Raw genomic sequence first — 25,166 nt, 5'->3', positions numbered from 1 at the left:
AGTGCATCCCGCAGGTCAGCGCAATGCTTTCGTTCGAAGGTGGCGTGCCCAGGTCTGGGTGGCCATTTGGGTGGCGTCCCAGGGGGATCCGAGCGGTGGGGTGTAGGACAGGTCCAGCTCGGAGAAGCCTTCGACGGTCATCTCGTGGAACAGGGCGGCGGCATAGGTGTCGACCCGTTTGGACACTTCGGCGCTGCGATGTCCGACGAGTTGGGCGCCCAGGAGCCGGCCGGTGTGTTCGTCGCCGGTGATCCGGATGTGGATTGGGGTGGCGCCCGGGTAGTAGGCCTTGTGGTCGTCGGGGGTGGCCGTGGTGGTGACCGGTGTCCAGCCGCGGTCTGCGGCGAGCACTTCGTGGTCGCGCAGGCCGGTGCGGGCGGCCACCAGGTCGAAGACCTTGACGACCTGGGTGCCGAGGCCGCCGGCGAACCGCGCTGAGCCGCCGAGGGCGTTTTCCCCGGCGACGCGGCCCTGTTTGTGGGCGGTGGTGCCCAGTGGCAGCCAGGTTAGGCCGAGGAGGCGGTGATGGGTGTGCACGCAGTCTCCGGCGGCGAAGACGTCGGGCAGGTTGGTGCGCATGGCCGCATCGACGGCGATGGCGCCTTTGATTCCGAGTTCGGCGCCGGCGTCGGCGGCCAACTCCACGTCGGGTCGCACGCCGACCACGACGAGCACGAAATCGACTGTCTGCTGCAGTGTTTCGCCGTCACGGTGGGCGGTCACGGTCAGCGCTCCGGTGGCGGTGCGGGTGACGGCGGAGACGGTGGTGTTGGTGAGGACTTGCACGCCGTGGCGTTCCAGTTCGGCGTGGACCAGGGCGCCCAGTTCGGGGTCGACGGTGGGCAGCACTTCGGGCAGCGCTTCTATTTGGGTGACGGCGATACCGCGGGTGGTGAGTCCTTCGGCCATCTCCAGGCCGATGTAACCGGCGCCGATGATGACAGCGGTCTTGGGGTCGCGCTGCGCCAAGGAGTCCATGACGGCGAAGGTGTCGCCCATGGAGTGCAGCAGGTGCACACCGTCTTTCGCGCCGAGGGCGTCCGGGCCGGTGAGACCGTCGATGGGTGGTCGGGCGCTGACGGCGCCGGTGCCCACGATCAGGGCGTCATAGGACAGTTCAGTGGGTGCACCGGTGGGGTCGAGGACGTCGAGGGTGTGCTCGGCGACGTTGATTCGGGTGGCGCGGGTGTCGGTGAGCACCCGCATGCCGGTGGCGGCCAGGTCATCAGCGGTGCGATGCGCCAGGTTGCTCCAGTGGGTGACTTCTCCGGAGACGTAGTAGGGGATGCCGCAGATTGAGAAGTTGGGGTAGGCGTCGGCGACGACCACCGTGACCTCGGCGCTGGGGTCGAGTTCACGGATACGCAGGGCGGCGCTGATTCCGCCGTCGCTGCCGCCGATGGCGACGATGTGGCGTGCGGGCATGACAAAGACTCCTGCCTGAGCGGGATGAAATGGGGTGCCCGCGCCGCTGCGGACCGGTGATGGGGGGTTACGGGGTGGCGGTAGTCAGGGTATGGAGTAGGTGGCGGACGCGTTTGTCGATATCGTTGCGCACCAACCGCATGCGTTCGATGCCGTCGATCCCGCGCTCGGACGGTTCGTCGGTGTCCCAGTTTTCCACCCGGGTGCCGGGCAGCGGATCGAGGCGGGCTTCCCGGCCCAGGGTCACCACCAAGTCGACGTCACGGGCCAGGTCGTAGTCAACCGGCTTGGGCTTTTCGCCGGTGATGTCGACGCCCACCTCGAGCAGCGCTTGGGCAGACAAGTCGTTGACCGCACTGCCGGGTTGGGTGCCGGCTGAGTGCACGGTCACGGAGTCACCGGCGATCTGGCGCATGAGCCCGGCGGCCATTTGCGACTTGCCGCCGTTCTTGACGCAGACGAACAGCACTGAGGGCGTACTGGATACGGCCATGGTCATCCTTGGCGTGCGGTGACGTGGAGTTCAGTCAGGAGCCGGCGGACGCGTTCTTCGAGGTCGTCGCGGATGGGACGGACCGCGTCGACGTCCTGGCCGGCGGGGTCGGGCAGCTCCCAGTTCTCGTAGCGCTTGCCGGGGAAGATCGGGCAGGCATCCCCGCAGCCCATGGTGATCACCACGTCGGCGGCTTGGACGATCTCGTCGGTCCAGGGCTTGGGGAACTCGCCGGTGATGTCGATTCCGACTTCGGCCATCGCGGCGACGGCGGCCGGGTTGATGGCATCGCCGGGCTCAGAACCACCCGACCACGCCACCGCGCCGTCACCGGCGAAGTGGGTGAAGAACCCCAACGCCATCTGAGACCGACCGGCGTTGTGGGTGCACAGGAACAGCACGGTGGGTTTGCCGTCGCTGATCTTGCCTTCGACCCGGGCCAAGGCGTGCAGGCGTTGGCGGGCGAACCGTTCGGCCAGCAGGGGCAGGAAGTTCGGGACCGTTGCGCGGCCGGCGAACTGGTCGTAGGAGGTGTGCAGGAACCGTTCAATGGTCTCGACACCAAAGCTGTCGCCGAAGTCACGTTCCAGGCGGGTGGCCGCGGTGGTGAGTGCGTGTCGTTGATCGATGGACAGGTCGCGGTGTGGGCGCAGGGCGGCAGGACTGTCAGACATGGTGCTACGACTCCTTTGTCGCGACGGGGGGAACTGCATCGGTAGCGGTGGACTGGTCGGCGAAGCGGCGGCGCAGCGCCAACGACACATAAACCAGCGCCACCAGCACCGGGACCTCGATGAGCGGGCCGACGACTCCGGCTAGGGCTTGTCCGGAGGTGGCGCCGTAGGTGGCGATGGCAACCGCGATGGCCAGCTCAAAGTTGTTGCCCGCCGCGGTGAACGCCAGGGTGGTGGTCCGCTGATAACCCAGCCCGATCGCCGCACCCAGCAAGTAACCCCCGCCCCACATGATCGCGAAGTACACCAGCAACGGCAGCGCGATGCGTACCACGTCCAGCGGCTGGCTGGTGATCTGGTCACCTTGCAGCGCAAAGAGGATCACGATGGTGAACAGCAGCCCGTACAGGGCCCACGGCCCGATCTTTGGCAGGAATGTCGACTCGTACCAGTCGCGACCCCTAGCCTTCTCGCCGAGTCGGCGCGAGAGGTAGCCGGCCAGCAGCGGGATGCCGAGGAAGATGAGCACCGACTTGGCGATCTGCCACGGCGAGGTGTCGATGGTGGTCTGTTCCAGACCGAGCCACCCCGGTAGGACGGACAGGTAGAACCAGCCCAGGACGGCGAACATGATGACCTGGAATATCGAGTTCAGCGCGACCAGGACGGCGGCGGCTTCGCGGTCTCCGCAGGCCAGGTCATTCCAGATGATGACCATGGCGATGCATCTGGCGAGACCCACGATGATGAGGCCCGTGCGGTATTCGGGTAGGTCCGGCAGCATCAGCCAGGCCAGGGCGAACATCAGCGCCGGGCCGAACACCCAGTTCAAGAACAACGAGCTCAGCAGCAGTTTGCGGTCACCGGTCACGGTGTCGAGGCGGTCATAACGCACCTTGGCCAACACCGGATACATCATGATCAGCAGGCCCAGCGCGATCGGCAACGAAATACCGTCAAGCTGCACGCTTTCCAGCGCGGTGTTCAGACCCGGGATCCAGCGCCCCAGCAGCAGACCGGCGACCATCGCGATGCCGATCCACACCGGCAGGAACCGGTCCAGGGTGGACAGTTTTGCGACGACCGGTGTTGAAGAACCCGAGGCCACGGTGTCGGTCATACCGTCACCCCTGCCAGCGCTGCCGCGTTGAGATCCAGCAGCGCCGAGAGGTCACGAAGCGCTTCGGGGACCACGGCGTAATACACCCACGACGCCCGACGCTGCGAGGTCAACAGGCCAGCGTCGCGCAGCACCTTGAGGTGATGTGACACCGTGGGCTGGGAAACGTCAATGCCACCGGAAATGTCACAGACGCACGCCTCACCACCGGAATGGCTGGCAATGGCGCTGAACAGCCGCAACCGCACCGGATCGGCCAGCGCCTTCAACTTCTTGGCCATTTCGGTAGCGGCCAGCTCCGTCAGCGGCTCACGCAGCAGCGGCGGGGTGATGCAGCAGGCGTCCGCCCCACCACCGTCTTGATTCGACATACGTCGATATTGACAGTCATCAAATCAAGACGCAACCAAACAACTGGTGAACTCGCGGGACGATCGCTTGATACCTCACTCGGAGCACGTCGACGGCCCAGACTTCGCCGGGAGTCTTTGAGTCTCATTCGACCGGGCCGAGCTGATGATCTGTCTGTCATCAGTCCGGACGACAGCGCTCAGAGGGACGGAGCGTCGGTGGTCGTCAGGACGTGCGGCGCCAGCAGCATGGGGTCCGCCTCGGTGAGGGCGGCCAGTCTGGCCGCCTTGCGGTCGGCGTGCTCGATGGTGATGCGTAGCTGGTTGACGTCGCCCAGCCACCGATTCTTCTGGGCTTCGTCGACCTGGGCTCGAAGGTTGTCGCGAATCGCGTTGAGCCTCGCCGCTTGGGACGGTTCGACCTCGCAGAAATCGCACCGGAGGCAAGCATGTTCATGGCTGCAGTCAGATCCGTAGGGACGGTGGCAGTTGCCGAGCGCGATCCGGCGCTGGCCGAAGTGCTCGATGAAATCGTCCCATTCGGCTTGTGTGGGCTCACGATATTCGGCGGAGGGTCGCGCCTGTCTGCGGTTGTCAATGAAGCGGTCGTACGCTTCGAAGACATCTTTCTGGTACACCGCCGTGTATCCACGGGTGACCTCGATGTTGTTGTGACCCACGATCCGTGCTGCCAGATGAATGGGAAAGCCAGAGTTCACGATGTCGGTGATGAAGATCCGACGGAAATCATGGGGCGTGAAACAGAGTGCGGCACCATCGGCGCCCGCTAAGGTCATGCTGTTGGCTAACTCCGACAGCCATTTTCGGACTGTGCACTGGTTGATTACGCGGGAACGTCCGCCCTCGCGGATCTGGATCAGATGCGGCAGCGGCGCGGATACCTGGCGCTCCTGCGTGTCGATACGGCAGCACAGCGGGACCCGGCTGTCGATGCTGACAAAGTCCACCAGTCGCGCCAACGTAGTCGTCAACTCCGGGCTGCAGGGAAATATCCGCTCTTGATCGGTCTTGCTAGGTGCGATCTGCAGGAGCGGAATGACGGTGCCATCGGGCTTGCGGTACTGCTTAATGCTCAAATGCGTCAGTTCGAGCATCTCTTCGATCCGGATGCCGGTGTGGCGCAGAATTTCGATGATGGTCCACGTCATGAATGCGCGGGTAACGTTGTACTGCAGGTCGACTCGTGTCTCTGCCCCATCTCGCAGGGTGTTGATGCGCACCCGATCGGGGCGTTTGCGCGGGGCGTGCTTGATGTAAGTGTTCCCCTGCACGGAGAAGGGTTCTCCGACCGGCGCGGTCTTGGCTGCGTCTCGCAACTCGACGGCTTGCAGGTAGGCCGCTCGGGCCGCGGCGACGAGTGCATCGATGTGCGGTGCGAGGGTGCGGGTGCGTGCTTGCATGCGGTGTGCCCGCTGGGCCCGGCGCTTCTGTTGCCCTCGGACGTCGCGGATGCTGACCGGACACGAGACAGCCCAATGCGCCCAGGTGGAGGGATCCTCGTGGGCCCAGGCGGCCACATCGAGGTAGAAGCTGCGGACCGCTCCCAGAATGCTCTCTGCGTGGCGGCGCGGTGTTCCGTCTGGTTTGGTGCGCAACCACTCCTTCCATGCGGTTGCCTGGGCTTTGGTCAGGCTGATTGTGTCGATGCCGGGATTGGCGTCTTCGATCGGCTTCCAGAACAGCTTCACCAGGTTTCGGCTTGTTCCGTCGAGGCTGGCGTAGTCCTGGCCGGCGGCGATTTCAGCAAGGTAGGCAATCAAGAGCCTGCGAACGCTGGGGGCTCGCACGTCGAAGCGGTCGACCAGTTCGGTGGGGTTGAGGCGTTTGGCTATCAGGTAGCGCCGCAGATCGTCGGCTTCACCGGCGAACAGCCCGCCGCGGCGTCCGTAATGCCACATGGCGTGAAGATCGCCCGGCGTCCTGCCGGTTGAGGTCAGAAACTTTCGGTAGCCCAACACGTGCTGGCTCTGTAACTCGGTGACTGGCAGTCCGTTGACGATGCTGATGCGCACAAGGTGGGTGACGGTTCGCCACGTCTTCAGTTCGGGTGCGCCCTCGTGCTCCGCAGCGGCGAAGTAGCGATCCCACACGGCGGGTTCGTGGGTGGTTGTCCAGTCGCGGTAGAAACGGGCCTGCTTGTTCTCGATCAGCCAGTCGTAGCCTGGGCGAATCACGCCCAGGAGAATGAGGGCGTTGATTGACAGCCGCGCTCCGAGCCGCGTGTATGAACCCGTCGATAGGGCGGGACACCAGGCTTTCGGCTGGTTGTCGGAATCGCTGGCCTTCCAACGGTCTTGATAGCTATCGCCGGCGTAGCCGTCCAACCAGTCCAACAGCCGGCTCAGCCAGAGCTGGGCGCCGCTGCGGGCTTCCGCCTCGCTGCGGTATTTTGCACTCATCCGCGCCATTACCAGCGGAACCCCCGAGGCAATGATGCGCTCGCGTTCAACGGCGGTGGCGGTGTTTCCGAACCACGGGTGGTCCTTGGCCATCGGCGATAACGGCGGCAACACTTCGACTGGATGGTTGGCGAACACAGACGAACTCGCCAGTGACTGTGCACGCGTGAGGACCCGCGGCATCAGAAGGTCCGACCGAAGAGCACCTGGAGGTCTTCTGCCGCGTAGCCCTTCGCTGGCGCGGGTGGAGGCGAGGGGGGCTTGTGCCAGTGCTGGTCGAGTTTGTCGATGAGTTCGGTGAGGCTGGGCCGCAGGTAACGGGTCGTGCTGGCGATCGACGCGTGGCGCATCAGCTCCTGCATCTCCGCGATTGTCATGTTCTCGTCTTGCGCGAGCCGCATGCAGAAAGTGTGGCGGAAGTCGTGCATGGTCACATTGGAGCCCAGCAGCGCGTTGCTGCGCTCGAGGACTTGTCGCATGGCCCAGTACGTCAGCGGTCGTCGGCAACCGCGGACCGTCATCCATACCGGCTCGTCTGGAGGCCCCACCGGGCGCTCGGCCAAATATCGGGCAATCCAAAGAAAGGCGGTTGGACTGATGCGAACGAGTACACGACTTCCATTGCCGCCCTTCGGAATGATCTCCGCGGTCTGGTCCGCCGCGTGAAGCAAACCCCGCCGCATGCTGAGCAACTCACTGGCTCGTAAGCCCGAAGAGATTGCGGTAGCCACAACGGCACGGTCCCGATTGGTTCTCAGCGAGGTGAACACCTCCTCGTAGAGGTCCACGCTGAGCGCGCGTGGCGCTCGCTCAGCCACCTTCTGCCGATACGGCGCGCGCTTCTGCTCATGTCGGAGCGGACCGTCGAAATGTTGGCGATGTGCATCAACTCGACTGATATCCCGACGCGATTTCGGAACCGGGTTGATCAACGGCCCCATATCCGCCTCGAGAGCGAACTGGTAGAAGCTGCTAAGCGCCGACAGCCGGCGATTGATCGACGAACGAGCGTAGGACGAGTCAAGGTAGGGCTTACCGGTCCGCTCATTTACAGAGCCCGGCGCGGGCCGGTGACTCTCCGGGCTCGATCCACGGCGACGTTGAGGATTCGCCCGACCCCGGTACCACCGAACCCAATCACGCACTTCACTTCGCGTCGCACTAACCCAGCAAACCTGCACTGCGTCAAGGAAGCGAGTCCAGCTCAGCAGGTCATACGCATAGGCGCGAAGCGTCGCCGCCGAGTTGTCGCAAGCGTCGAGATCGGCAAGCCACAGATTGACATGGACGACTCCTGCACCCGATCCATCGACCAAACGCCATGGCAACGAGCCCGACTCTCCGCGCTGAACCGCGCCGACCTTCGGAACGTCGAGACCCGCGACAGCTCGTAACTCGGCTTCGTCATCCATTGCAACCCCCGGTTCAAAACCTCAACGCTGCCGAGATTAAACAGCCGGACCGACAAAGCCCCCTGCGTATCCTCGCAGCGTGCCTATCCGAACTGCAGTTAACAGGACCTTGGCCTACGTCGAGACCGACCAGGGCGACTACTCCGTTCTTGCCGCGGCCGCAGGGGCAGCACGAAGCTACGTTTTCGATGTATCCAGGCCGCCCCAGCGGGCAGGCGAGATCGCCGCGGCCGAAGCGTCAGCGCGTAGTGCCGGCCGCGGATTGTGGGGCCCACCCTGCTTCGGGGAAACAGACGCTTAGGCGCAGTAGCAGTGCCACCTGCTGCCGAATTTTGTGTCTGGGGGGTGGGTCTGGGTCGCTGATACTGGTTTCGTGTCGGTTGGCGCGGTGGTGGCTCAGGTCGGTGAGGTGCTGGGCCGCGCGCACTCACTGTTCGGCGACCCGCCGGCCTCCGGGCAAGGACCCGCCGCGGGCTCGGTGATGAAGCTCTCCGGCGCCGGGGACCTGGTGCGCTCCGGTCAGGCCCAGATGGCACCACTGTCGGGGCAGCTGGCCACCAACTACTCCACCTTCGCCGGCGGCGCGGGCCCGGCCCTGGACACCCTGGCCGGCAACGACCGGGCACTGAGCACCCAGCTCGACGAAGCCGCCCGCGCCGATCGCACCGGCCGCACCAGCTCCGGCACCGTCGTCAACGGCGCCGCCGCCGACACCAACGGACTGGCCCCGTTCACCAACACCCCCGCCGGCCAGAAAGCACTCCTGGTCGCCCTGCGCCAACGCGTCGCCCAACAACAACAAGTCGTGCAGGCCTACAAAACCCGCAGCGCCCGCATGGCCGCACTGATGCGGTCGATGGCCTACGGCGGCGGCGCACCGGTGGGCGGCGGGACACCGTTCGGTGGTGGCGGAGCCGGGATGGGTGGCATGTCGATGGGCTCTTCCCGGGGCGGGGGGATGCCCGGGTTCGATATGGGACAGATCGCCAAAATGGCGAACGTGACGGGTCCGCAGCGGGGACCACAGCGCCCCAGCGCAGGCCGGTTCTCCGCACACAGCGATATCCCGTCGACGCCGGGGGCGGCGAACATCCGGGCGGCGATCAACCGCGCTCTCGATCTCAAGGGGATCACCAATCCGCGAGCCCGTCAGTACTGGGAGAACGGGATGATGGTGGTCTCGGCTCGGGAGTCTGGCCACAATCCGAATGCGCAGAACAACTCAGATAGCAACGCCGCCAAAGGAACTCCCTCGCAGGGTGCGTTTCAGTTCATCGAGCCGACCTTCCGGGACTATCACGAGCCGGGCACGTCGACCAATCTGCGAGACCCAGTGGCCCAGGCCGCGGCGTTCGTCAATTACGCCATGGGCCGGTACAACGTTTCAGCTGACGGGTCGGATCTCGCGCAGAAGATTCAGCAGGCCGACCCGAGGAGGTCGCCGAGAGGGTACTGAGCCCGCTGCGGGATTTTGTGTCCGGACGGCCCGGTGGGGTCGCTGATACTGGTTTCGTGTCGGTTGGCGCGGCGGTTGCTCAGGTCGGTGAGGTGCTGGGCCGCGCGCACTCACTGTTCGGCGACCCGCCGGCCTCCGGGCAAGGACCCGCCGCGGGCTCGGTGATGAAGCTCTCCGGCGCCGGGGACCTGGTGCGCTCCGGTCAGGCCCAGATGGCACCACTGTCGGGGCAGCTGGCCACCAACTACTCCACCTTCGCCGGCGGCGCGGGCCCGGCCCTGGACACCCTGGCCGGCAACGACCGGGCACTGAGCACCCAGCTCGACGAAGCCGCCCGCGCCGATCGCACCGGCCGCACCAGCTCCGGCACCGTCGTCAACGGCGCCGCCGCCGACACCAACGGACTGGCCCCGTTCACCAACACCCCCGCCGGCCAGAAAGCACTCCTGGTCGCCCTGCGCCAACGCGTCGCCCAACAACAACAAGTCGTGCAGGCCTACAAAACCCGCGGCGCACAGATGGCGGCGATGCTGCGGTCAATGGCCTACGGCGGCCGCGGCGGTGTGGGCGCAGGAAGCGGCTCACCATTCGGCGGCGGCTCGGGCCTGTCGATGCCACAAATGGGGTCGCCGCTGAGCGGACTTCAAGGGCTCTCCGGGTTGTCTGGGCTGGGCGGCAGCGGCACGCGCCTGATGTCGAGCACGCGACCGGGAGGCCGCGGGCCGCTGGGAGCCTTAGACGCCGGCAGCATTGTCGCCAGAGCCATCCAGGGCCAGCTGCCACCAGGCAAGGCCCCGAGAACGGGCTGCAGAAGTTCACCGTGCTCACCAATCGCGCTGTCTCGGCGGCGTTTCCGCAGATCCGGGAGATAGGCGGCGTGCGCGCCGACTCGTTGAAGTGGCACCCCAACGGGCTCGCGCTGGATGTGATGATCCCCAACTGGAATACCCCTCAGGGCAAGGCCCTGGGGGATGAGGTGCTGTCGTTTGTGATGGCCAACAAAGAGGCACTCGGCGTCGACCACGCGATCTGGCGTCAAGCGATGTATTACGGCCCTGGGGGCGGTGAACCGATGGGAGGCCGTGGCGGGGCCACCGCGAACCATTTCGACCACGTGCACATCGCGACCAAGGGTGGCGGGTATGTGCGTACCTAACGCGTAGCGGCCTCCACGGTGCCACCTGCTGCCAAATTTTGTGTCTGGGGGGTGGGTCTGGGTCGCTGATACTGGTTTCGTGTCGGTTGGCGCGGTGGTGGCTCAGGTCGGTGAGGTGCTGGGCCGCGCGCACTCACTGTTCGGCGACCCGCCGGCCTCCGGGCAAGGACCCGCCGCGGGCTCGGTGATGAAGCTCTCCGGCGCCGGGGACCTGGTGCGCTCCGGTCAGGCCCAGATGGCACCACTGTCGGGGCAGCTGGCCACCAACTACTCCACCTTCGCCGGCGGCGCGGGCCCGGCCCTGGACACCCTGGCCGGCAACGACCGGGCACTGAGCACCCAGCTCGACGAAGCCGCCCGCGCCGATCGCACCGGCCGCACCAGCTCCGGCACCGTCGTCAACGGCGCCGCCGCCGACACCAACGGACTGGCCCCGTTCACCAACACCCCCGCCGGCCAGAAAGCACTCCTGGTCGCCCTGCGCCAACGCGTCGCCCAACAACAACAAGTCGTGCAGGCCTACAAAACCCGCGACGCACAGATGGCGGCGATGCTGCGGTCAATGGCCTACGGCGGCCGCGGCGGTGTGGGCGCAGGAAGCGGCTCACCATTCGGCGGCGGCTCGGGCCTGTCGATGCCACAAAGCGGTGGGGGATTCGGGGGAATCCCATTGGGCGGCGGCGGGTTTGGTGGCGGCTCCAGAGGTGGCGGATCTGGTGGGCGACGACCGTCGCCCAGGATCGACACGGGCCGCGATATCCCTCCCGGTAGGGGTGGGCAAGCTGTCCAGGCGGCGCTGTCCAAGCTGGGCCGCCCGTATGTGTGGGGCGCGAAGGGCCCTTCGGTCTTTGACTGCTCGGGGCTCACGGGGTGGGCGTGGCGTCAAGCCGGCGTGCAGCTGGGGCCCGACACCTATACGCAAGTGAATCAGGGGGTGGCGGTGCCTCCTGGTGAAGTGCGCGCCGGTGATCTGATCTTTCCCAAGGCGTCCTATGACGGCCGCGGCCCGGGCCATGTCATGTTGGCGATCTCGTCGACACAGGTAGTGCACGCCCCTCAGACCGGTGATGTGGTGCGTATCGCGCCGATGCCGCCAGGGTTTATCGCGCGCCGCCCGGTGGCCACCTAGCCCCGGAAAATCGTGCACGGAGGGGGATCGGCGCGGCTTTAGGCTCGTAGTTATCCGCCCGAGGAAAGGATGTGGCCGTGGAGTCTGGGTTGCAGCAACAAGCCAGTCAAATCTTGGATCTCGCTACGCGGGCGAAGAAAGTCTTCGGCGGTGATTCCACCCCGCAGCGGCCACCGGAGTTCGCAGCGCCGCGCGATCTCGAAGAGACGATCTCTCGTGACTACTTCTGATTTCAATGCGGCGGCGGGCCTATCTCCGTCAATGATGTTGATGCAGAAGAGGTTACGATGACCGACGCTCGCAAGTTCGATGAGCTGGTGTCCTGGCATGCCAAGCCGGTCGCCGGGGTCGGTATGGGCTGGGATCCGGGTTGGCGTGCCGACGGGGGAGCGTTTGCCCCCAACATCAGCCCCTCGGACCCGTACTGGAACACGGTGTTGGACAAGGCCCAAGCGGCTTATGGCGATCCTGGTATGCGGTTCAACACCTCTGAACCGAGCGCGGACCGCTATCTCGTCTTCAGCGACGGCACGCGGGTACCGACCGATGGCTCGTTGGCTTATCGCGACAACGGCAACACCTACGTGATGAACAACGATGGCTCGGTGTCGCTACTTGGTGGTGACGGCAAGGCCGGTCAGCCGTTCTTCCCGGAGTTCCGGCGCAACGAGGCTGGCCAGTATGTGCCGGTCAACGCTCAAGGCCAGCAGGTCGCCCCACTGGCCGCCTCCTACGTGGACGATCCAGCGACAGGCAAGCGCACCTACTACAACGCCAACGGAGACGTCGTGGGATCTGAGCAGCGGCCCGCCACACCGCCTCCGGGCAGCCAGCCCGGCGTGGCGACCGATGAGCAGCAGTCGGGGCGCACGGCTGACGCGGTACGCAAGCTGCACGACGAGATGAAGGACCGCTACAGCCAACTCAGCGAGGCTGAGGGCAAGTTGACCGAGGCGATGCTGAGCGCCCGGACCACGACCGCCGAGGGCCAGCAGAAGCTCAACGACATTCAGCAGAAGATCGTCGAGGCGGTCAACAACCCGGCGATGTCGCTGGACACTCCGGCGGGCGAGCAGGCGTTCTTGAAGTTCTTGCGCAGTCAGGTCGCCGCGATCGGCGAAGTACTCCAGTCGGGGACTTTGACTGCCGAGGATCAGGCCAAGGCGGCGTCGGCGCTGGCCGCCCTCTACGACATGGACGGAGCCTCCCCGGACACCGGGGGCGAGACTCCCACTGATCCCAACGCCCAACCGGGACCTGCGGCGCCGGCTCCGGCGCCGCCGGTCAGCGATCCCGCGCTTGCCGATCCCGCGCTCACGGATGCGGGGCTGGGGCCGATGGAGCCGATGCCCGATCCGATGTTGTCGGATTTGGGGATGGGCGGTCCGATGGGTGCTGACCCGCTGGCGGGGCTGGCCTCCGCGTTGCCGGCCGCGATGGGGGCTTTCCCTCCGGGTGGCGGATTGGGTGGCGGCAGCCCGCTTGATGCTCTCACCGGAGCCGCTGCGCCGCTGGCCGGTCTGGCTTCCCAGCTGGGCGAGCAAGCCCGCCGTGAGGAACCCGACCCCGGCGTCGAGTCGGAGAAGGACAAGGACGACGAGCTCGACGAGGACGAGGGTAAGGACGACCACGACCACGCACCCGAGCCAGTGCCCGGGGAAACCCCGCCGGCCACGACGCCGCAATCGGGCACTCCGCCCGAGCCGGTGCCCGCGGGCACGCCCGGGGAGGGCGCCCCACCGGCGGCCCCGGGCCCGCCCCCACCGCCGCCGACGGCAATCACGCTGCCGGACGGCTCGACCGCCAACGCACGCACCCCAGAGCTGGCCCAGGCCGTCAAGGCCCACATCGACGGCAAGCCACTCGAGGAGGCCTATCGCGAACAGCACCTCGAGCTGCCCCCGCCGGGCACTCCGGTGACCGCTCCGGTCGATCCGTCGCGCCTGTCGGCCGGCATGCTCGCGGTGTTCAACGACCATTACGCGGTCGCGCTGAGCTCGGTAAAGGCGCTCCAAGATGGCCAGGTTGTGCCGGCGTCGATGATTGCCTCCAGCCCGGGCTTCCTGGGCTGGCTCGATCCCAGCGCGGTCGGCGCACCAGCGCCCACCCCGGCTCCCGCGCCGGTGCCTATCCCACCGACCTCCCCGGCCACCGACCCGGCGAACCCGGCGCCGCTGGCCAGCGCACCGGTGCCCACCCCCACCGGATAGCGGCTGACGTATGACGCGGCGGCAAAAAATCGCGACAATATCTAGATCGAAGGAGCTATGAGATGACCGACCCGATTCATATCGACCCTGAGGTGATGCGCACCGTCGCCAACCAGCATGACGATGTCGCCGACCAGATCGCGCCCGCCCGCGAGGCCAGCGCCGAGATCCTGGCCGCGGTCAACACCTTCGGCCCGATCATGCACCAGTTCAAGTCGGCGGTGTCGGACTTGATGGTCAACCGCGACGCCGCGCTGCTCCACCACGAACACACCCACCGCAGCGCCGCGATCGGGTTGCGCCGCGAAGCGGCCAACTTCGTCACCCGCGACGAAATCAACGCAGAAAACCTCCGAGTTGATCAACAATGACAACCTGCCGCTGAGCGAGCAGGCGTTCCTGGCCAGGACCCGCGACGATGCGGTCCTGGTCAGAAACGCCGTCAAGGGGCACATCCTGGGCGTTCAGCTCGAACCCAAAGCCATGCGTGACCCCATGTTTGAGTTAGCTCAGCGAATCGTGGCCTGTGCTGACGTGGCGTATCTTCAGGGGCAGGTGGCACTGCGCGAGCAGATGGAGAACGCCAAGCTCGATCCTGTCTGCTACGCAGATTTCCCCACCCAAGGGGACCTTTCCGCCGCCCGTGACCGACTGAGGAATCTGTAGACCGATGGTTTCTGTTGACCCGAGTGGACTGGTCTCGGCAGCGCAACGGATCACCGCAGCGCTGTCGGATCTGACGACAGCTAACCCCGAGCATCCCCCGCTGGCCGCCGATCCGGCGTCGGTGGGCGCTGCGGGCAGGCTCACCACTGCGGGAACCACCTTGGCCAGCGTCCTGGTCGAACAGGCGGCAGGGCTGGCAGCCACCGCCGAACAGCTGGCCAACGTCGCAGCAGGTTTCACCGCCAAAGACGCAGCCAACGCGACCAAAATCTCCAGCCTCAACACCGCCAGTGAGGGCGCCGCCGTGTCGGGCTGGGCGCCCCCTTCGCCACCAATCCCTCCCGACGCGCGTCCAGTGCTGGCCGCACCACCCGCCGCGCCCGCCGAGATCATCTCCAATGCGGTGCACTCCGGCGACCCCGCCAGCGGCGAAGCGTTCATTTCGGGATGGCGCCAGGTCGCCGGCTCGGCCCGCGACGCCTCAGCCGCGGTACGGCTGGTCGCCGATAATCTCCCTGACAGCTGGGATAGCCCGGTGGCCACCGACGTGGTGCGCGGGCACCTGATCAAATACGCCAATGCGTTGGAAACCTCCGGCCAGCGCGCAGATACGGTCGCTGAGCAGGCCAATCGCCATGCTCAAGAGGTCACTCAGGCGCGCAGCGACATTCCGAGCCCGGACGCGTTTCAAGCGATGAACCACCAGCTACAGACGCTGGCGCAGGCTAACGCGCAGACCGGCGGCATGTACGCGGTGCCGCTGGCCAACGCGGTGGAGCAGAAAGCTCAGATGGAGGCCCAAACCGCGCAAGGCTTCGGCGGCTACTACGCCAGCACAGAGGCCACCACCGCCGGTGAGGGTGATCTGCACGGCGACGGTATCCCCGACGTTCCCGCCGACGAGGCGGCCGCCGCGGCCGCTGCCGGGGAAGGAGCGGGTCTGCCGGGCGAAGCGACGCCGGGAGAGCCCGGGTCACAGGATATGGCCGGTCAGCTGGCCTCGATGCTTCCCAGCATGATCCCCACGGTTCTCGGGGCGGCCGGGGGACTACTGGGCGGCGCGATGTCATCGGTGATGAAGGCGCCCGAATCGCTGATTCAGGCCGGAACGCAGGCGATGGGTGCGGCTACTCAAGGGCTATCCGGGTTGATGCAACCCGAGCTCGACGACATCGGCACCGAGGACCTGGGCCTAGACGATGCGCCCTTGGACGACATGAGCGGCTTCGGCGGCGGAGGGGGCGGGGGTGGCATGACGTCGCCAGCTTCCGGCGGGGCACCGTCGACGCCGCCGGTGATGCCCTCCACCGGCCCCAACCCCACCCCGCCAACCTTGCCCACCGGCGGCTCGCTGCCTCCGCCGGTGAGCCCCACGATGGGCCCGGGCGGCGGCATGATGCCAATGGGAGGCATGCCGATGGCCGGCATGCCAGGGGGCGCAGGCCAAGGCGGCGGGGCCGACGAACGCAACGCAAAGCCCAAACAAGTTGTGGGCAAAGCTCTTCCGCACACAGAATCGGTGACCGGCAAGGTGACCGCTGACAGGATCGCAGTGTCGACAACCGCACCGGACCGCAAAGACGACGACCCACCGCCCAACGACGACGCACCTCAGCGCAGTAGCGCTCCGCTGATCCGCCGTATCACGACCGTCGCACCGAAGGACGGCGCCTAATGTTGGGCGGCGCGGGCTTCGATGACCTCGGCGACGAGGAAAAGGTCAAGTTTTCCGAAGCGGAACAAGCCGCGACCCTGGAGCGTCTCGACAAGATGATCGCCCAGCTCGGGGCGTTGCGCACCGAGGTCGAAGACCCCGATGGCTATGTGCGGTTCACCCTGGGCGACGACGGCCGCCTCCTCGAACTGTTCATCCACGAGGCTGCCCGCACATCACTGACCAACTTGGCGTTGGAAAAGAAGCTCAACGATCTGTTCGCCGCCGCTAACGAGGCAATGATGCTGTCCCGCAAAGAGTTCTGGGACCACTACAGCATTACCGACATCTGATCCGCCGGTCTAGCTCCGAAAAGCGCTGAGCCAGAACCGATGTTTTCAGATTGGCCTTGGCGGGCCTATAGCCAAAACCCCGCGCCGATTGACTAACGCACGGGGCACGGCCCGGGCAAACAGACTGACTGCGAATCGCGAGAAGTGTTGGCAACAAATGTCGTTCGAAAGTTTTAAGTGGAAGGGCCCGACCAAAGGTGGGAGGAGTCGGGCCCTTCCGGTTCCGACCTCGGGGGGGTGCGACCGGAACACCACGAACGCTACCGCAGCGCCCACGTCCCTCCGTGCACAAAATTCGGCGGCGCCATGCCGTGCCGTCGCAGCGGCTCGTTGAGGTGCCGCGCGGGCCCGCTACAGATCCGGGGTAGCTCTAGGCAGCCAACCTGTGAAGGCCACGAATCATGTGTCGACGGGGGGTGCCGAGCGGATCGGCGCCGAATTTGGCGGTGCCATACCCCACCGGCGCCGTTTACCCTGGATGTATGACAGCGGGCGGGAAGACCCAAGCATATGTGCCGCCGCCGAACGGTGGTCCCTATGGGCCGCCCCCTGGCCCCGGCCCATCCGGCTACGGCCCGCCTGCGCCTCCACCGGTGTTGCAGCCCCTACGCCCGGGACGCTTGCGGACGGCACTCGCCGCCGCGGGCATCGTCCTCGCCGTGGTTTTGGCGGCATCCGCGCTGGTAGTGGCCCTGACAACCCGCGTCGACAGCAACGACTCGAACAGCGCCGCTCCATCTGCTGGAGACCCGGCCGCGTCATCCAGCCCCGCGTCCACTGAGCAGGCCGACCGCGCACTCTGCGCAGCCATCGGACCGCTGATGAGTGAGTACAGCACCACCGCCAAAGCGTGGTTCGCCCTCGGGCAACCAGGGACTCCCGCGCGGGATGCGGCTCTGCCCAATTTTATCGACGATACGGAAAGCTGGGTCCGCCGCGCGGATGCAGTTTTGGCCGAGCACCCGAATGTTCAGCCGAGATTCGAGCGCACGCTGCAGCGCTACCTCGATGACTTGTGGCTGTTTGCGAACAACATCGAACCGGGGCCGGAGAGGACGTATGACGGCGCCGCGTGGACTGACGGCCTCGTTGCCTTTGGTGGTCCGCAATCAATCTGCGATGCTCTTGGTGCTGGCTGGTAGCTGATGAAGGGGACTAGCTGATGCCGGCTTCAGCAGCGGTTGCCGCTGGCCCGGGGATGCCGACACGGCCGTACTCCATGCGCATTCTGGGCGGGTCCTGGCCGTCGACGTCGCCGGAGTCGTGGTCGGACACCGCGAGCGCGCTGAGTAAGAAAAGTGCTGATCTGAGCATGTCGGCAGCGGCGATCCGTCGCGCAGCCGACGATCTCGGGGGATCTAACTCTGGGCAGATGATCGACGCGATGTGTGAGCGCTCGTATCGGACGGCGCAGACGGTGATCAATCACTCGGACCTGTACGGCGACATGGCTAAGGCGGTCAAGGAAACGGCTGAGCTGATCTGGCATGCCCGGGGCCGGCTCGAAGAGATCGACCGCAAAGCACATGAGGAAATTGAGCGACTCAAGCAACAACTTCAAGCCGCATCCCTATCACCGTTAGGCGCCGGTGCGGCCATGGCAGCTATCTACGCAGCGATTGAAGCCGTCATCACCGCAGCGCAAGGGGAAGCGCTGGCTGTAGGTACTGACACCGCCGCGTCTATCGCAGAGCAAGCAGCCAACATCGGCGGCAACCCCTCAAGTCAAATGCCCGGTGGCGGCCAAATCAACCCGGCCGACCACACGACCCAAACCGGCGGCAACGGCGACAACGTCCAGGCCCTCGACAACCCAAGCAGCCAAGGAGGCACGACGCCAAAGGCGCCGGCCAGCGAATTCGACGAATGGGGTCAGACACCTAAATCCCCGGCTGACGAGATGCCTGGCGGGGGTGGCACGGAGCCGCAACCCGGGGAGACGCCCGGTTCGTCCGAACCCGGGAAAACACCGGGAGAGCCGGGCGCTGGCTCCGGCGCCCCTGGCGACGGCGCCCAAGGTAACCCGGCGAGTTCCGTCGACCCGGCAAAGGGGGATCCAGCGGGGAAGATGCCGGAGTGGGGCTCGTCGAACACTCCGGCGATGACTCCGCCGATGACGCCTGTGTCGTCTGGCGGGAGCGGCGGCGCTTCGTCGCTGGGCTCGGTGGGGAGTGGGTTCAAGCCGCCGTCTGCGAGCGGGTTGTCGCCGGCGGGGACCGGTGGTCTGTCGCCTAGTTCGTTGTCGTCGAATGCGGGGCTGTCGTCGTCACTGCCGTCTTCTGTGTCGCCGGCGGCGGGCGGTCTTCCGTCTGCGGCTGCGGGTGGCGGTGGCGCACCGGGCGCGGCTACCTCGTCTGACTTCTCCCGCGGGTTCAATGCGGGCTTAGGTACGGGCTCGGTCTTGCCGCCGCCTGTTGCTCCTCCTCCGGCGCAGCCCCTGAGCTCGACTACGGGTGCGTCGAGTACGCCGGTCTCGGCCGGTCCCGCGCCGGTGTCGGCGGCTGGCGGGCCTGCGCACGTCGCGTCGCCAGGGTCGGCGGCGAGTGTTCCGACCGGGCATATGGGCTCGATGGGTGCGCCGATGATGCCGCCAGCGGCCGCTCCGGCTGGCCCGCTGCCTCCGTTTAACTCTGATTTGCAGCCCAGGCAGGTCGCGCCTGCGGCGGCGGGCGGCCCGCCGCCCGCGCCACCGCCACCTCCACCTGCGAGCCCGGGCCAGGGGACAGCGCTTCCGCCGGGTGTGGTCGCCTCGGGTGTCGGCGCCACAGCGGCGGGCGCGATCGCAGGGGCGCAGTCTGGGGCGCCTGACCCGTTGCTCGATAAGGCGTCGGAACTGGTCTACGAGCTGATGCACGCCTCGCGGGTTTATGGGTGCATCGACTGGTGCGTCGGGATGTTCAAGACGCCGTCAGGGCCGCAGGCATGGGTGGTGAGCAGTGAGGGCAGCGGGTTCATCCCGCCGGGGGTGTTTCTGCCCAGCTCCGCGCGGCTAGTTTTTTCAGATCCTGGTTTGGACAAGGATTTTCACGCCCGCTGGTTCGGCTGGGTCAACCCAGCCCAGACGATGACCGCGTACGGGCAGATGTGCATGGCGAGCAACCCGAACGTCGAGTTGTGGGCGCTGGCGGTGTCGACGGACTATGGCGGCAACGCCGCTGTGGCGCGGGATGCCGGTGTACGGCATATCGAGAATTGCGCGTTGACCACGTCACCGATCAAGGCCGACTCAGCACCGCCGGCGCTGGATGAAACTCGTATTCATCGGCTGGAGACCATTGACCGCCCCGAGTACGCGCGCCTGACCACCGGCGGGGTGGTTGATCGTTCACAGCTATGGGCGTTGACGGTTGCCGCAGTGCGCGCGGTCCTTTCGCGCGCCTCTGAGCTGCTGGGCTTCCAGGTTCCTCCGGCCATTCGCCAGATCGCTACGGCGATCGAGAATGGTGAGCCGGTGACCGAAGAGTTGTGGGCCGATCTTGACGTGGCGATGCGCGCAGCGATCCTCGACAGCGCGGGCCAGCGGCCAGGTCGGGTGGCTGGCGACGTGGGCCCGTCTGCCTATGCGCGGTGTTTCCACAACGTGGCCCGCGCCGCGGAGCTGCTGTCGTGGTGGCGCAGCACGACACCGGATTATGTCGAGATCGCCTACACGGCAAGGCATATCGCGAAGGAAGCTGAACTATGGCCCACGATGGCCGCATGAGGGGAGTTGTGTAGATGCCTGCAGTATCTGGGGGCGCGAAGCCGATCGAGGTGTTGCCCGCGGCGGTCACTGGCACTGCCCAGTCGATCGCTGGGGAGGTGAGCCGGTCGGCACAGCCTGGCCCTGTGCCGATGCCTGCGGGGGGCATTTCGCCGATCGATGTCGCCGCCAACGCCGTGGCCGTCGCGGTGGCCGAGAATGTCGCGCACTGCTCGGCGACGCTGGCGCCGGAGCCCATCGAAGGGGTTCAGAAGGCTGAGACCGCCACGACTGAGCTTCGGGGGCAGGATACTGAGAGCGCCGCCGACATCAGGTCGGTCGCTCAGACTATGCAGCCGATGCCGCCGCCGGGGGCCAGCGGCGGCGGGGGCGCACCGAGCATCCGCCCGGTCAGCAATACCGGCGCGGATAGTTGGCATTGGGAATATGACCACAACGGGCTGATGGTCAGGGTCGATGACGTCGAGCCAATTGATCCGGGCGGCGCGGCCGGGGGTGGTTTCGGCGGGCTTGCCCCGGTGGGCCCCTGACAGTTCGGTCACCGCTTGTTGCGTGAAGGGGGTCGCAGCATCGTGGGTTGTCTGATTATCGGGCGCTCTGAAATTGGCGCCGATATAGCCCCCTGGACGGGGTTAGGGTCAGTTACGTGACCACTCAACAGTTCAGGCGGCCCGGCCCGATTGCACGCCCGCCGGCGACGGCGGGCGGCAAGATCGCGATTGATCCGCCGATTCCGGCGCCGATCCCGCCGCCGCGCAGTGTGTGGGGGATTGTGCTGCCGATCGTTCTGATTGTCGGTGTGATCGGGTTTATCGTCGCGATGTACATGTCCGGAATGCGAAGCTTCGCATCGGGTTTCGGCATTTTCGGGATCATGATGCTGATCGGCATGGCGGGCATGCTGTTCCGCGGCCGCGGAGCCGCGCAGAAGATGTCCTGGGGTGAGCTGCGGCAGTACCGGGCCAACTACTTCGCCCGCCAGGATGATGTGCGCGATGAGATCGAGGTGCAGCGCCGCGCCCAGTTCGACCATCGCGAGCATTTCCATTGGGACCCAGCCAAACTCGCGGCCGCGGTCGGCACCGAACGCATGTGGGAACGCTCACCGAGTTCGGATGAATTCGGCGAGGTCCGGGTCGGGGTCGGCAAGGTCAAGCTCGCCATGACGATCGAGAAGCCGAAGATTCCCGAGGCATCACAGATCGAACCGGCCACCGGTCACGCCCTGCGCAAGTTCCTGCTGGAGCAGGAATACATCGACGACATGGCCAAGGTGATTTGGCTGCAACGCTTCGCGGGCGTCTCGTTCATCGGGGATATGGGCGAGGCACGCGCTCTGCTGCGGGCGATGGTGTGCCAGCTGGCGGCATTCCACAGCCCCGCCGACCTCCAGATTCTGGTGGTCAGCGACGCCCCGTCGGTGTGGGACTGGACGAAGTGGCTGCCACATATGCAGCATCACAGCAAGCGCGACGGCTGCGGCGAGCGCCGCCTGCTGTTTTCCTCCCCGGCTCAGCTTGAGGAGTTTTTCGACGAGGCGGAGCTTCCGCGTAGCGAGTGGACACCCCCGGCCAGCGGATTGCACGGCGCGGGGAACACCGTTCTGCCGTTCCGGGTGATCATCGACGACAACTGCGGAACCCCCGAGGACTGGGCCGGCCTGACTGGCAGCGCCGGGTATGCCGGCACCTGCTTTGTGCGCCTGGCACCGTCGGTGCCGCCGCCCTCGCCGCATGATGCGTTCGGGACGAAGAGTTGGATCGGGTTTTCCCCGGAGACCACGTACCGCCTCGTGGGCGGTGCGCTGCGCAAGCGACTGCCCGCCGAGGACCTCACACCGTTTAGCGGTGTGCAGCACCCGTCCTCCGACGAGCTCGACGACGCCTTCTACGCCAAGGCCGACCAGCTGTCGATCACCGCGGCGGAGCGGTTCGCTCGGGCGATGGCCCGCTTCCGCGCCTCCGGCGGGGTCACCACGGTCACCGATTCCGGCCACCAGCAGCGCACGCTGCTCGACGCGGTGGGGGTGCGGGACCCACGCAACCTCGACGTGGACCGCCTGTGGTCGCCGCGCCGCAGCCAGGGCCCCGAGTGGATGCGGTTCCCGGTCGGTCTCGATGAGAGCGGCCAGGTCGTCGACCTGGATCTCAAAGAGGGCAGCCAGCAGGGCATGGGCATGCATTCGCTGTTCATCGGCACGACCGGCGCGGGCAAGTCTGAGGGCATCATCACCGAGGTCGCCTCGATGGCGTTGACCCATTCGCCGGAGGTCGCCAATGTGGTGTTCTTCGACTTCAAGCTGAAATCAGCAGCCGGCGTGCTCGAACAGTTCCCGCATGTGGTGGCCAGTGTCAGCAACCTCGGCGATGAGCGCCACCTTGTCGGCCGCATGTATGAGGCGCTGGAAGGCGAGCTTGATCGTCGCGGCGCGCTGTGCAACGCCGCCGGCCCGGACGTGGTGGATCTGACGGTCTACAACCAGCGGCGGCTCACTGATCCCTCGCTGCCGCCGGTGCCGGTGCTGTGGGTCATCGCCGACGAGTACCAGGAGCTGCTCAGCGACCGCGACTGGGGCGATAAGTTCCGCAGCTTGTTCTGGCGGATCATGCGCCAGGGCCGCGCCTATCACATGTTTTTGCAGCTGGTCGGCCAGACCGTCGACACCCAGAAGCTGCGCGACATCCGCAAGCTGCTCGGCTTCACCATCGCCGGCCGTACCGGCACCGAGGAAGATTCTCGCGAGGCCCTCGGTGTGGGGATCGCCGCCAAGATCGACGAGAAAGGCGCGGAGGGTACTGCGTTCCTGCGGGTGGCGCAGCGCCAGCCACGCCAGTTCCGATTCTTCTATTCCTCGGCTGATTTCGTTCCGCAGACCGGGCCCGACGACAGCCGTCCGCTGGAGGCCGGCACCTGGTTCGAGCCCCGCGCTTTCACGGCCGAAGAGGCCGCCGACATCGATGGCCTGCTGGCCGAGCCGGTCGAACGCGACGCTGCCCCGGCGCCGGTCCCGGAGGCCGCCAGCGTGAAGATCATCGACGCCGTGATTGGTTCCCTGCAGGCCACGGGGGCCGCCCCGCCACGCCAGCTGTGGCTGCCCCCACTGGGCGCTCCGCCGGCCGCCGACGATCTGGTGGCTCGACTGCGCGGCAAGCCGTGGGATGTCGACTACGGCCAGAACCCGGGCCTGGTGTTGCCGGTGGCGCTGGAGGATCGCCCACGTCAGCACCGCCAGGATGTCTGCTACCTGAACATGCTGGAAAGCAGCGCGCTCATCGTCGGCGCCCCCCGTATGGGTCATACCAACGCGATCATGACCATGATCACCGCGGGTGCGTTGATGTACCGGCCGGAGCGGGTGCAGTTCTATTGCATTGCTGCCAGCGGCCCACAATTGGCAGCGTTGAACGATCTTCCGCATGTGGCAGCAGTGGCGGCTCTGCACGACACCGAGGGCGTCACCCGCTTGTTGGCCACCGTGCGCGGCATTGTTGAGGAGCGTGAACGGCTATTCGCCACCCGCGGCCTGGATATGGAGCAGGTGCGGGCGGCGAAGTTCGGCCCGAATCCGACCGATATCGGCGTCTCCGGCGGTGATGTGGTGCTGGTCATCGACGGCTGGGGCAACTTCAACGACGCCAACCAAAAATGGGTCGACCAGGTGATGTCGCTGATGCGCGCGGGCAACTACGGGGTGCGCACGATCGTCACCCACACCAGCTATCTGTCGAAGATCAACACCCAGGTCAAGAACCTGTCCACGGAGCGCATCGAGTTGCGGATGACCGATGAGCGGGAATCCGAGCTGGGCCGGCGCGACCCCACCGTCAACCGGGGCAAAGAGGTTCCGAATAAGCCAGGACACGGCCTCAGCGCCGCCGGATTCCACATCATGATCGGCGAGCCGGTGCTGGCCAATGATCCGTCCGGCCACATCGACGCTCGCGGTGTCGGCGCAGTGGTGCGCCGGGTGGCCGGAGTGGAGAAATTCGCCGAGGTGAAGCGCCTGCCGGAGATGGTGCCGCTATCTGATGTGTTGGCGCGGGTCAACGGCGGCGCCCAACGCGACCTGGTTCCGTTCGGTCTGTCGGAGTCCGATCTGGGCCCGGCCTACGTCGACTTCGCTGAGAACCCCCACGCGGTGGTCGTGGGCCGCGCGCAATCGGGACGCTCGGCGTTCCTGCGCACGATGATGCACAGCGTCATGGCCCACTACAGTCCCGATGAGGCCACCATTGTGTTGATTGATCCGCGCCGCCGCCACATGGGCGTGGTGCCGGAGGAGACGTGGCTGTCGCGCTACGCCTACACCCTCAACGACATCAAAAAGGCTGCGGGGGAGTTGAAGGAGCTGTTCGACAAGCGCACCCCGCCGCCGGGCACCAGTCCCTCGGAGATGCTGAAACGCCAGTTCTGGACCGGCCGCAAGATCTTCGTGTTCGCCGATGACGTCACGTCGTGGAACTCGGCGCAGAATCCGCTGATGGAGTTGGCCGACTACGTGGAAACGGCCGACCAGCTGGGCATGCACATCATCGCGGCGGCCGACATCAAGCTGTGGAGCTTCCAGGCGTCGGGCAACAGCATGCTCGGCCGACTGGCCGGCGCCCTGCAACCGACGATCATTCTGGACGGCCGCCGAGAACACGGCCCGATCATCAGCGGTGTCTACGCCGAGCCTCAACGTCAAGGTAAGGGCATCTACGTACATCCCGGCGGCACGACCGATGGTGTGCTGGTGGCCTGGACACCCGAGCCGGTGCGCTCGACGGCGGGTCGACATTCCTCACCGGTCGGCCCGAGCTAATGCGCTCACCCGTGACTTCTGCGCTACATCCGGCTACGGAATCAGTAGCCTGGGCACCGAAATCAGCGAATTTCGGTGTGACTTGCGGCCATCCGTCGAGGTCATCGCGGGTTGTGGCTGACCTGCGGAATTTAGCGCAGG

At 66.3% G+C, this 25,166-nt stretch carries 20 protein-coding genes and 1 pseudogene; 14 read left to right on the top strand and 7 right to left on the bottom strand.

Features of this window, described 5'->3' with window-relative positions; translation table 11 throughout:
- Positions 1-15: 15 nt before the first annotated feature.
- The 7 genes and pseudogenes from BVC93_RS32050 to BVC93_RS32020 form a co-directional block, all read right to left on the bottom strand.
- Positions 16-1,425, bottom strand: coding sequence for an FAD-dependent oxidoreductase (locus BVC93_RS32050; RefSeq protein ID WP_083741743.1), 1,410 nt, complete (start codon positions 1,423-1,425; stop codon positions 16-18).
- Positions 1,426-1,492: 67 nt separating this feature from the next.
- The gene (locus BVC93_RS32045) at positions 1,493-1,918 is read right to left on the bottom strand and encodes an arsenate-mycothiol transferase ArsC (protein WP_083741822.1); all 426 of its coding nucleotides are present in this window, start codon (positions 1,916-1,918) and stop codon (positions 1,493-1,495) included.
- A 2-nt stretch (positions 1,919-1,920) separates the two neighbouring features.
- On the bottom strand, positions 1,921-2,592 hold the full coding sequence (locus BVC93_RS32040) for an arsenate reductase ArsC (protein WP_083741742.1): 672 nt from the start codon (positions 2,590-2,592) through the stop codon (positions 1,921-1,923).
- 25 nt (positions 2,593-2,617) lie between these two features.
- Positions 2,618-3,712, bottom strand: a pseudogene (gene arsB, locus BVC93_RS32035) (ACR3 family arsenite efflux transporter); the annotation flags it as partial.
- On the bottom strand, positions 3,709-4,083 hold the full coding sequence (locus tag BVC93_RS32030) for an ArsR/SmtB family transcription factor (RefSeq protein ID WP_083741740.1): 375 nt from the start codon (positions 4,081-4,083) through the stop codon (positions 3,709-3,711). The gene BVC93_RS32030 and the pseudogene arsB, both read right to left, overlap by 4 nt.
- A 179-nt stretch (positions 4,084-4,262) precedes the next feature.
- Positions 4,263-6,620 (bottom strand): site-specific integrase, encoded by a 2,358-nt coding sequence (locus tag BVC93_RS32025; protein ID WP_236950560.1) that lies wholly within the window; start codon positions 6,618-6,620, stop codon positions 4,263-4,265.
- Positions 6,621-6,664: 44 nt separating this feature from the next.
- Positions 6,665-7,894 (bottom strand): tyrosine-type recombinase/integrase, encoded by a 1,230-nt coding sequence (locus BVC93_RS32020; protein ID WP_083741738.1) that lies wholly within the window; start codon positions 7,892-7,894, stop codon positions 6,665-6,667.
- A gap of 79 nt (positions 7,895-7,973) precedes the next feature.
- On the opposite strand from BVC93_RS32020, the gene BVC93_RS32015 reads away from it, so the two are divergent.
- The 14 genes from BVC93_RS32015 to eccCa all read left to right on the top strand — a co-directional run bounded on the left by BVC93_RS32015 (position 7,974) and on the right by eccCa (position 25,025).
- Positions 7,974-8,195, top strand: coding sequence for a thermonuclease family protein (locus tag BVC93_RS32015; RefSeq protein WP_083741737.1), 222 nt, complete (start codon positions 7,974-7,976; stop codon positions 8,193-8,195).
- A gap of 33 nt (positions 8,196-8,228) precedes the next feature.
- Positions 8,229-9,350 carry a lytic transglycosylase gene (locus BVC93_RS32010; protein ID WP_083741736.1) on the top strand — a complete coding sequence of 374 codons (1,122 nt, stop codon included), beginning with the start codon at positions 8,229-8,231 and terminating at the stop codon, positions 9,348-9,350.
- 56 nt (positions 9,351-9,406) lie between these two features.
- The gene (locus tag BVC93_RS32005) at positions 9,407-10,222 is read left to right on the top strand and encodes a hypothetical protein (RefSeq protein WP_236950559.1); all 816 of its coding nucleotides are present in this window, start codon (positions 9,407-9,409) and stop codon (positions 10,220-10,222) included.
- Complete coding sequence (locus BVC93_RS34345) at positions 10,171-10,506, top strand: hypothetical protein (RefSeq protein ID WP_236950558.1); 336 nt, start codon at positions 10,171-10,173, stop codon at positions 10,504-10,506. The genes BVC93_RS32005 and BVC93_RS34345 overlap by 52 nt, the downstream gene beginning before the upstream one ends.
- Positions 10,507-10,546: 40 nt before the next feature.
- Positions 10,547-11,635 (top strand): C40 family peptidase, encoded by a 1,089-nt coding sequence (locus BVC93_RS32000; protein ID WP_083741735.1) that lies wholly within the window; start codon positions 10,547-10,549, stop codon positions 11,633-11,635.
- 287 nt (positions 11,636-11,922) lie between these two features.
- The gene (locus tag BVC93_RS34570; protein ID WP_083741734.1) at positions 11,923-13,845 is read left to right on the top strand and encodes a DUF4226 domain-containing protein; all 1,923 of its coding nucleotides are present in this window, start codon (positions 11,923-11,925) and stop codon (positions 13,843-13,845) included.
- A gap of 62 nt (positions 13,846-13,907) precedes the next feature.
- Positions 13,908-14,216 carry a type VII secretion target gene (locus BVC93_RS31990; RefSeq protein WP_048424360.1) on the top strand — a complete coding sequence of 103 codons (309 nt, stop codon included), beginning with the start codon at positions 13,908-13,910 and terminating at the stop codon, positions 14,214-14,216.
- Positions 14,203-14,511 carry a DUF2694 family protein gene (locus BVC93_RS31985; protein ID WP_083741733.1) on the top strand — a complete coding sequence of 103 codons (309 nt, stop codon included), beginning with the start codon at positions 14,203-14,205 and terminating at the stop codon, positions 14,509-14,511. The genes BVC93_RS31990 and BVC93_RS31985 overlap by 14 nt, the downstream gene beginning before the upstream one ends.
- A 4-nt stretch (positions 14,512-14,515) precedes the next feature.
- Positions 14,516-16,186 carry a PPE domain-containing protein gene (locus BVC93_RS31980; protein WP_083741732.1) on the top strand — a complete coding sequence of 557 codons (1,671 nt, stop codon included), beginning with the start codon at positions 14,516-14,518 and terminating at the stop codon, positions 16,184-16,186.
- A complete protein-coding gene (locus BVC93_RS31975) occupies positions 16,186-16,518 on the top strand; it encodes a hypothetical protein (protein WP_083741731.1) in 333 nt (110 codons plus the stop codon). The genes BVC93_RS31980 and BVC93_RS31975 overlap by 1 nt, the downstream gene beginning before the upstream one ends.
- Positions 16,519-17,138: 620 nt before the next feature.
- Positions 17,139-17,660, top strand: coding sequence for a hypothetical protein (locus BVC93_RS31970; protein WP_236950557.1), 522 nt, complete (start codon positions 17,139-17,141; stop codon positions 17,658-17,660).
- Between the two features lie 77 nt (positions 17,661-17,737).
- Positions 17,738-20,221, top strand: coding sequence for a chemotaxis protein (locus BVC93_RS31965; RefSeq protein WP_335583147.1), 2,484 nt, complete (start codon positions 17,738-17,740; stop codon positions 20,219-20,221).
- A 125-nt stretch (positions 20,222-20,346) separates the two neighbouring features.
- Complete coding sequence (locus BVC93_RS31960; protein WP_236950556.1) at positions 20,347-20,751, top strand: hypothetical protein; 405 nt, start codon at positions 20,347-20,349, stop codon at positions 20,749-20,751.
- A 116-nt stretch (positions 20,752-20,867) separates the two neighbouring features.
- Entirely contained in the window at positions 20,868-25,025 is a 4,158-nt protein-coding gene (gene eccCa, locus BVC93_RS31955; protein WP_083741728.1) for a type VII secretion protein EccCa, read from the top strand.
- The last annotated feature ends 141 nt before the right edge of the window (positions 25,026-25,166 follow it).

It is taken from the genome of Mycobacterium sp. MS1601, from assembly GCF_001984215.1.
Classification (GTDB): domain Bacteria; phylum Actinomycetota; class Actinomycetes; order Mycobacteriales; family Mycobacteriaceae; genus Mycobacterium.
This window is presented reverse-complemented; position numbering and strand designations above follow the sequence as displayed.

Coding starts and splice junctions, on each gene's coding strand:
- BVC93_RS32050 (WP_083741743.1), bottom strand. CDS start 1,425: ATGCCCGCACGCCACATCGTCGCCATCGGCGGCAGCGACGGCGGAATC.
- BVC93_RS32045 (WP_083741822.1), bottom strand. CDS start 1,918: ATGGCCGTATCCAGTACGCCCTCAGTGCTGTTCGTCTGCGTCAAGAAC.
- BVC93_RS32040 (WP_083741742.1), bottom strand. CDS start 2,592: ATGTCTGACAGTCCTGCCGCCCTGCGCCCACACCGCGACCTGTCCATC.
- BVC93_RS32030 (WP_083741740.1), bottom strand. CDS start 4,083: ATGTCGAATCAAGACGGTGGTGGGGCGGACGCCTGCTGCATCACCCCG.
- BVC93_RS32020 (WP_083741738.1), bottom strand. CDS start 7,894: ATGGATGACGAAGCCGAGTTACGAGCTGTCGCGGGTCTCGACGTTCCG.
- BVC93_RS34570 (WP_083741734.1), top strand. CDS start 11,923: ATGACCGACGCTCGCAAGTTCGATGAGCTGGTGTCCTGGCATGCCAAG.
- BVC93_RS31990 (WP_048424360.1), top strand. CDS start 13,908: ATGACCGACCCGATTCATATCGACCCTGAGGTGATGCGCACCGTCGCC.
- BVC93_RS31980 (WP_083741732.1), top strand. CDS start 14,516: ATGGTTTCTGTTGACCCGAGTGGACTGGTCTCGGCAGCGCAACGGATC.
- BVC93_RS31975 (WP_083741731.1), top strand. CDS start 16,186: ATGTTGGGCGGCGCGGGCTTCGATGACCTCGGCGACGAGGAAAAGGTC.
- BVC93_RS31965 (WP_335583147.1), top strand. CDS start 17,738: ATGCGCATTCTGGGCGGGTCCTGGCCGTCGACGTCGCCGGAGTCGTGG.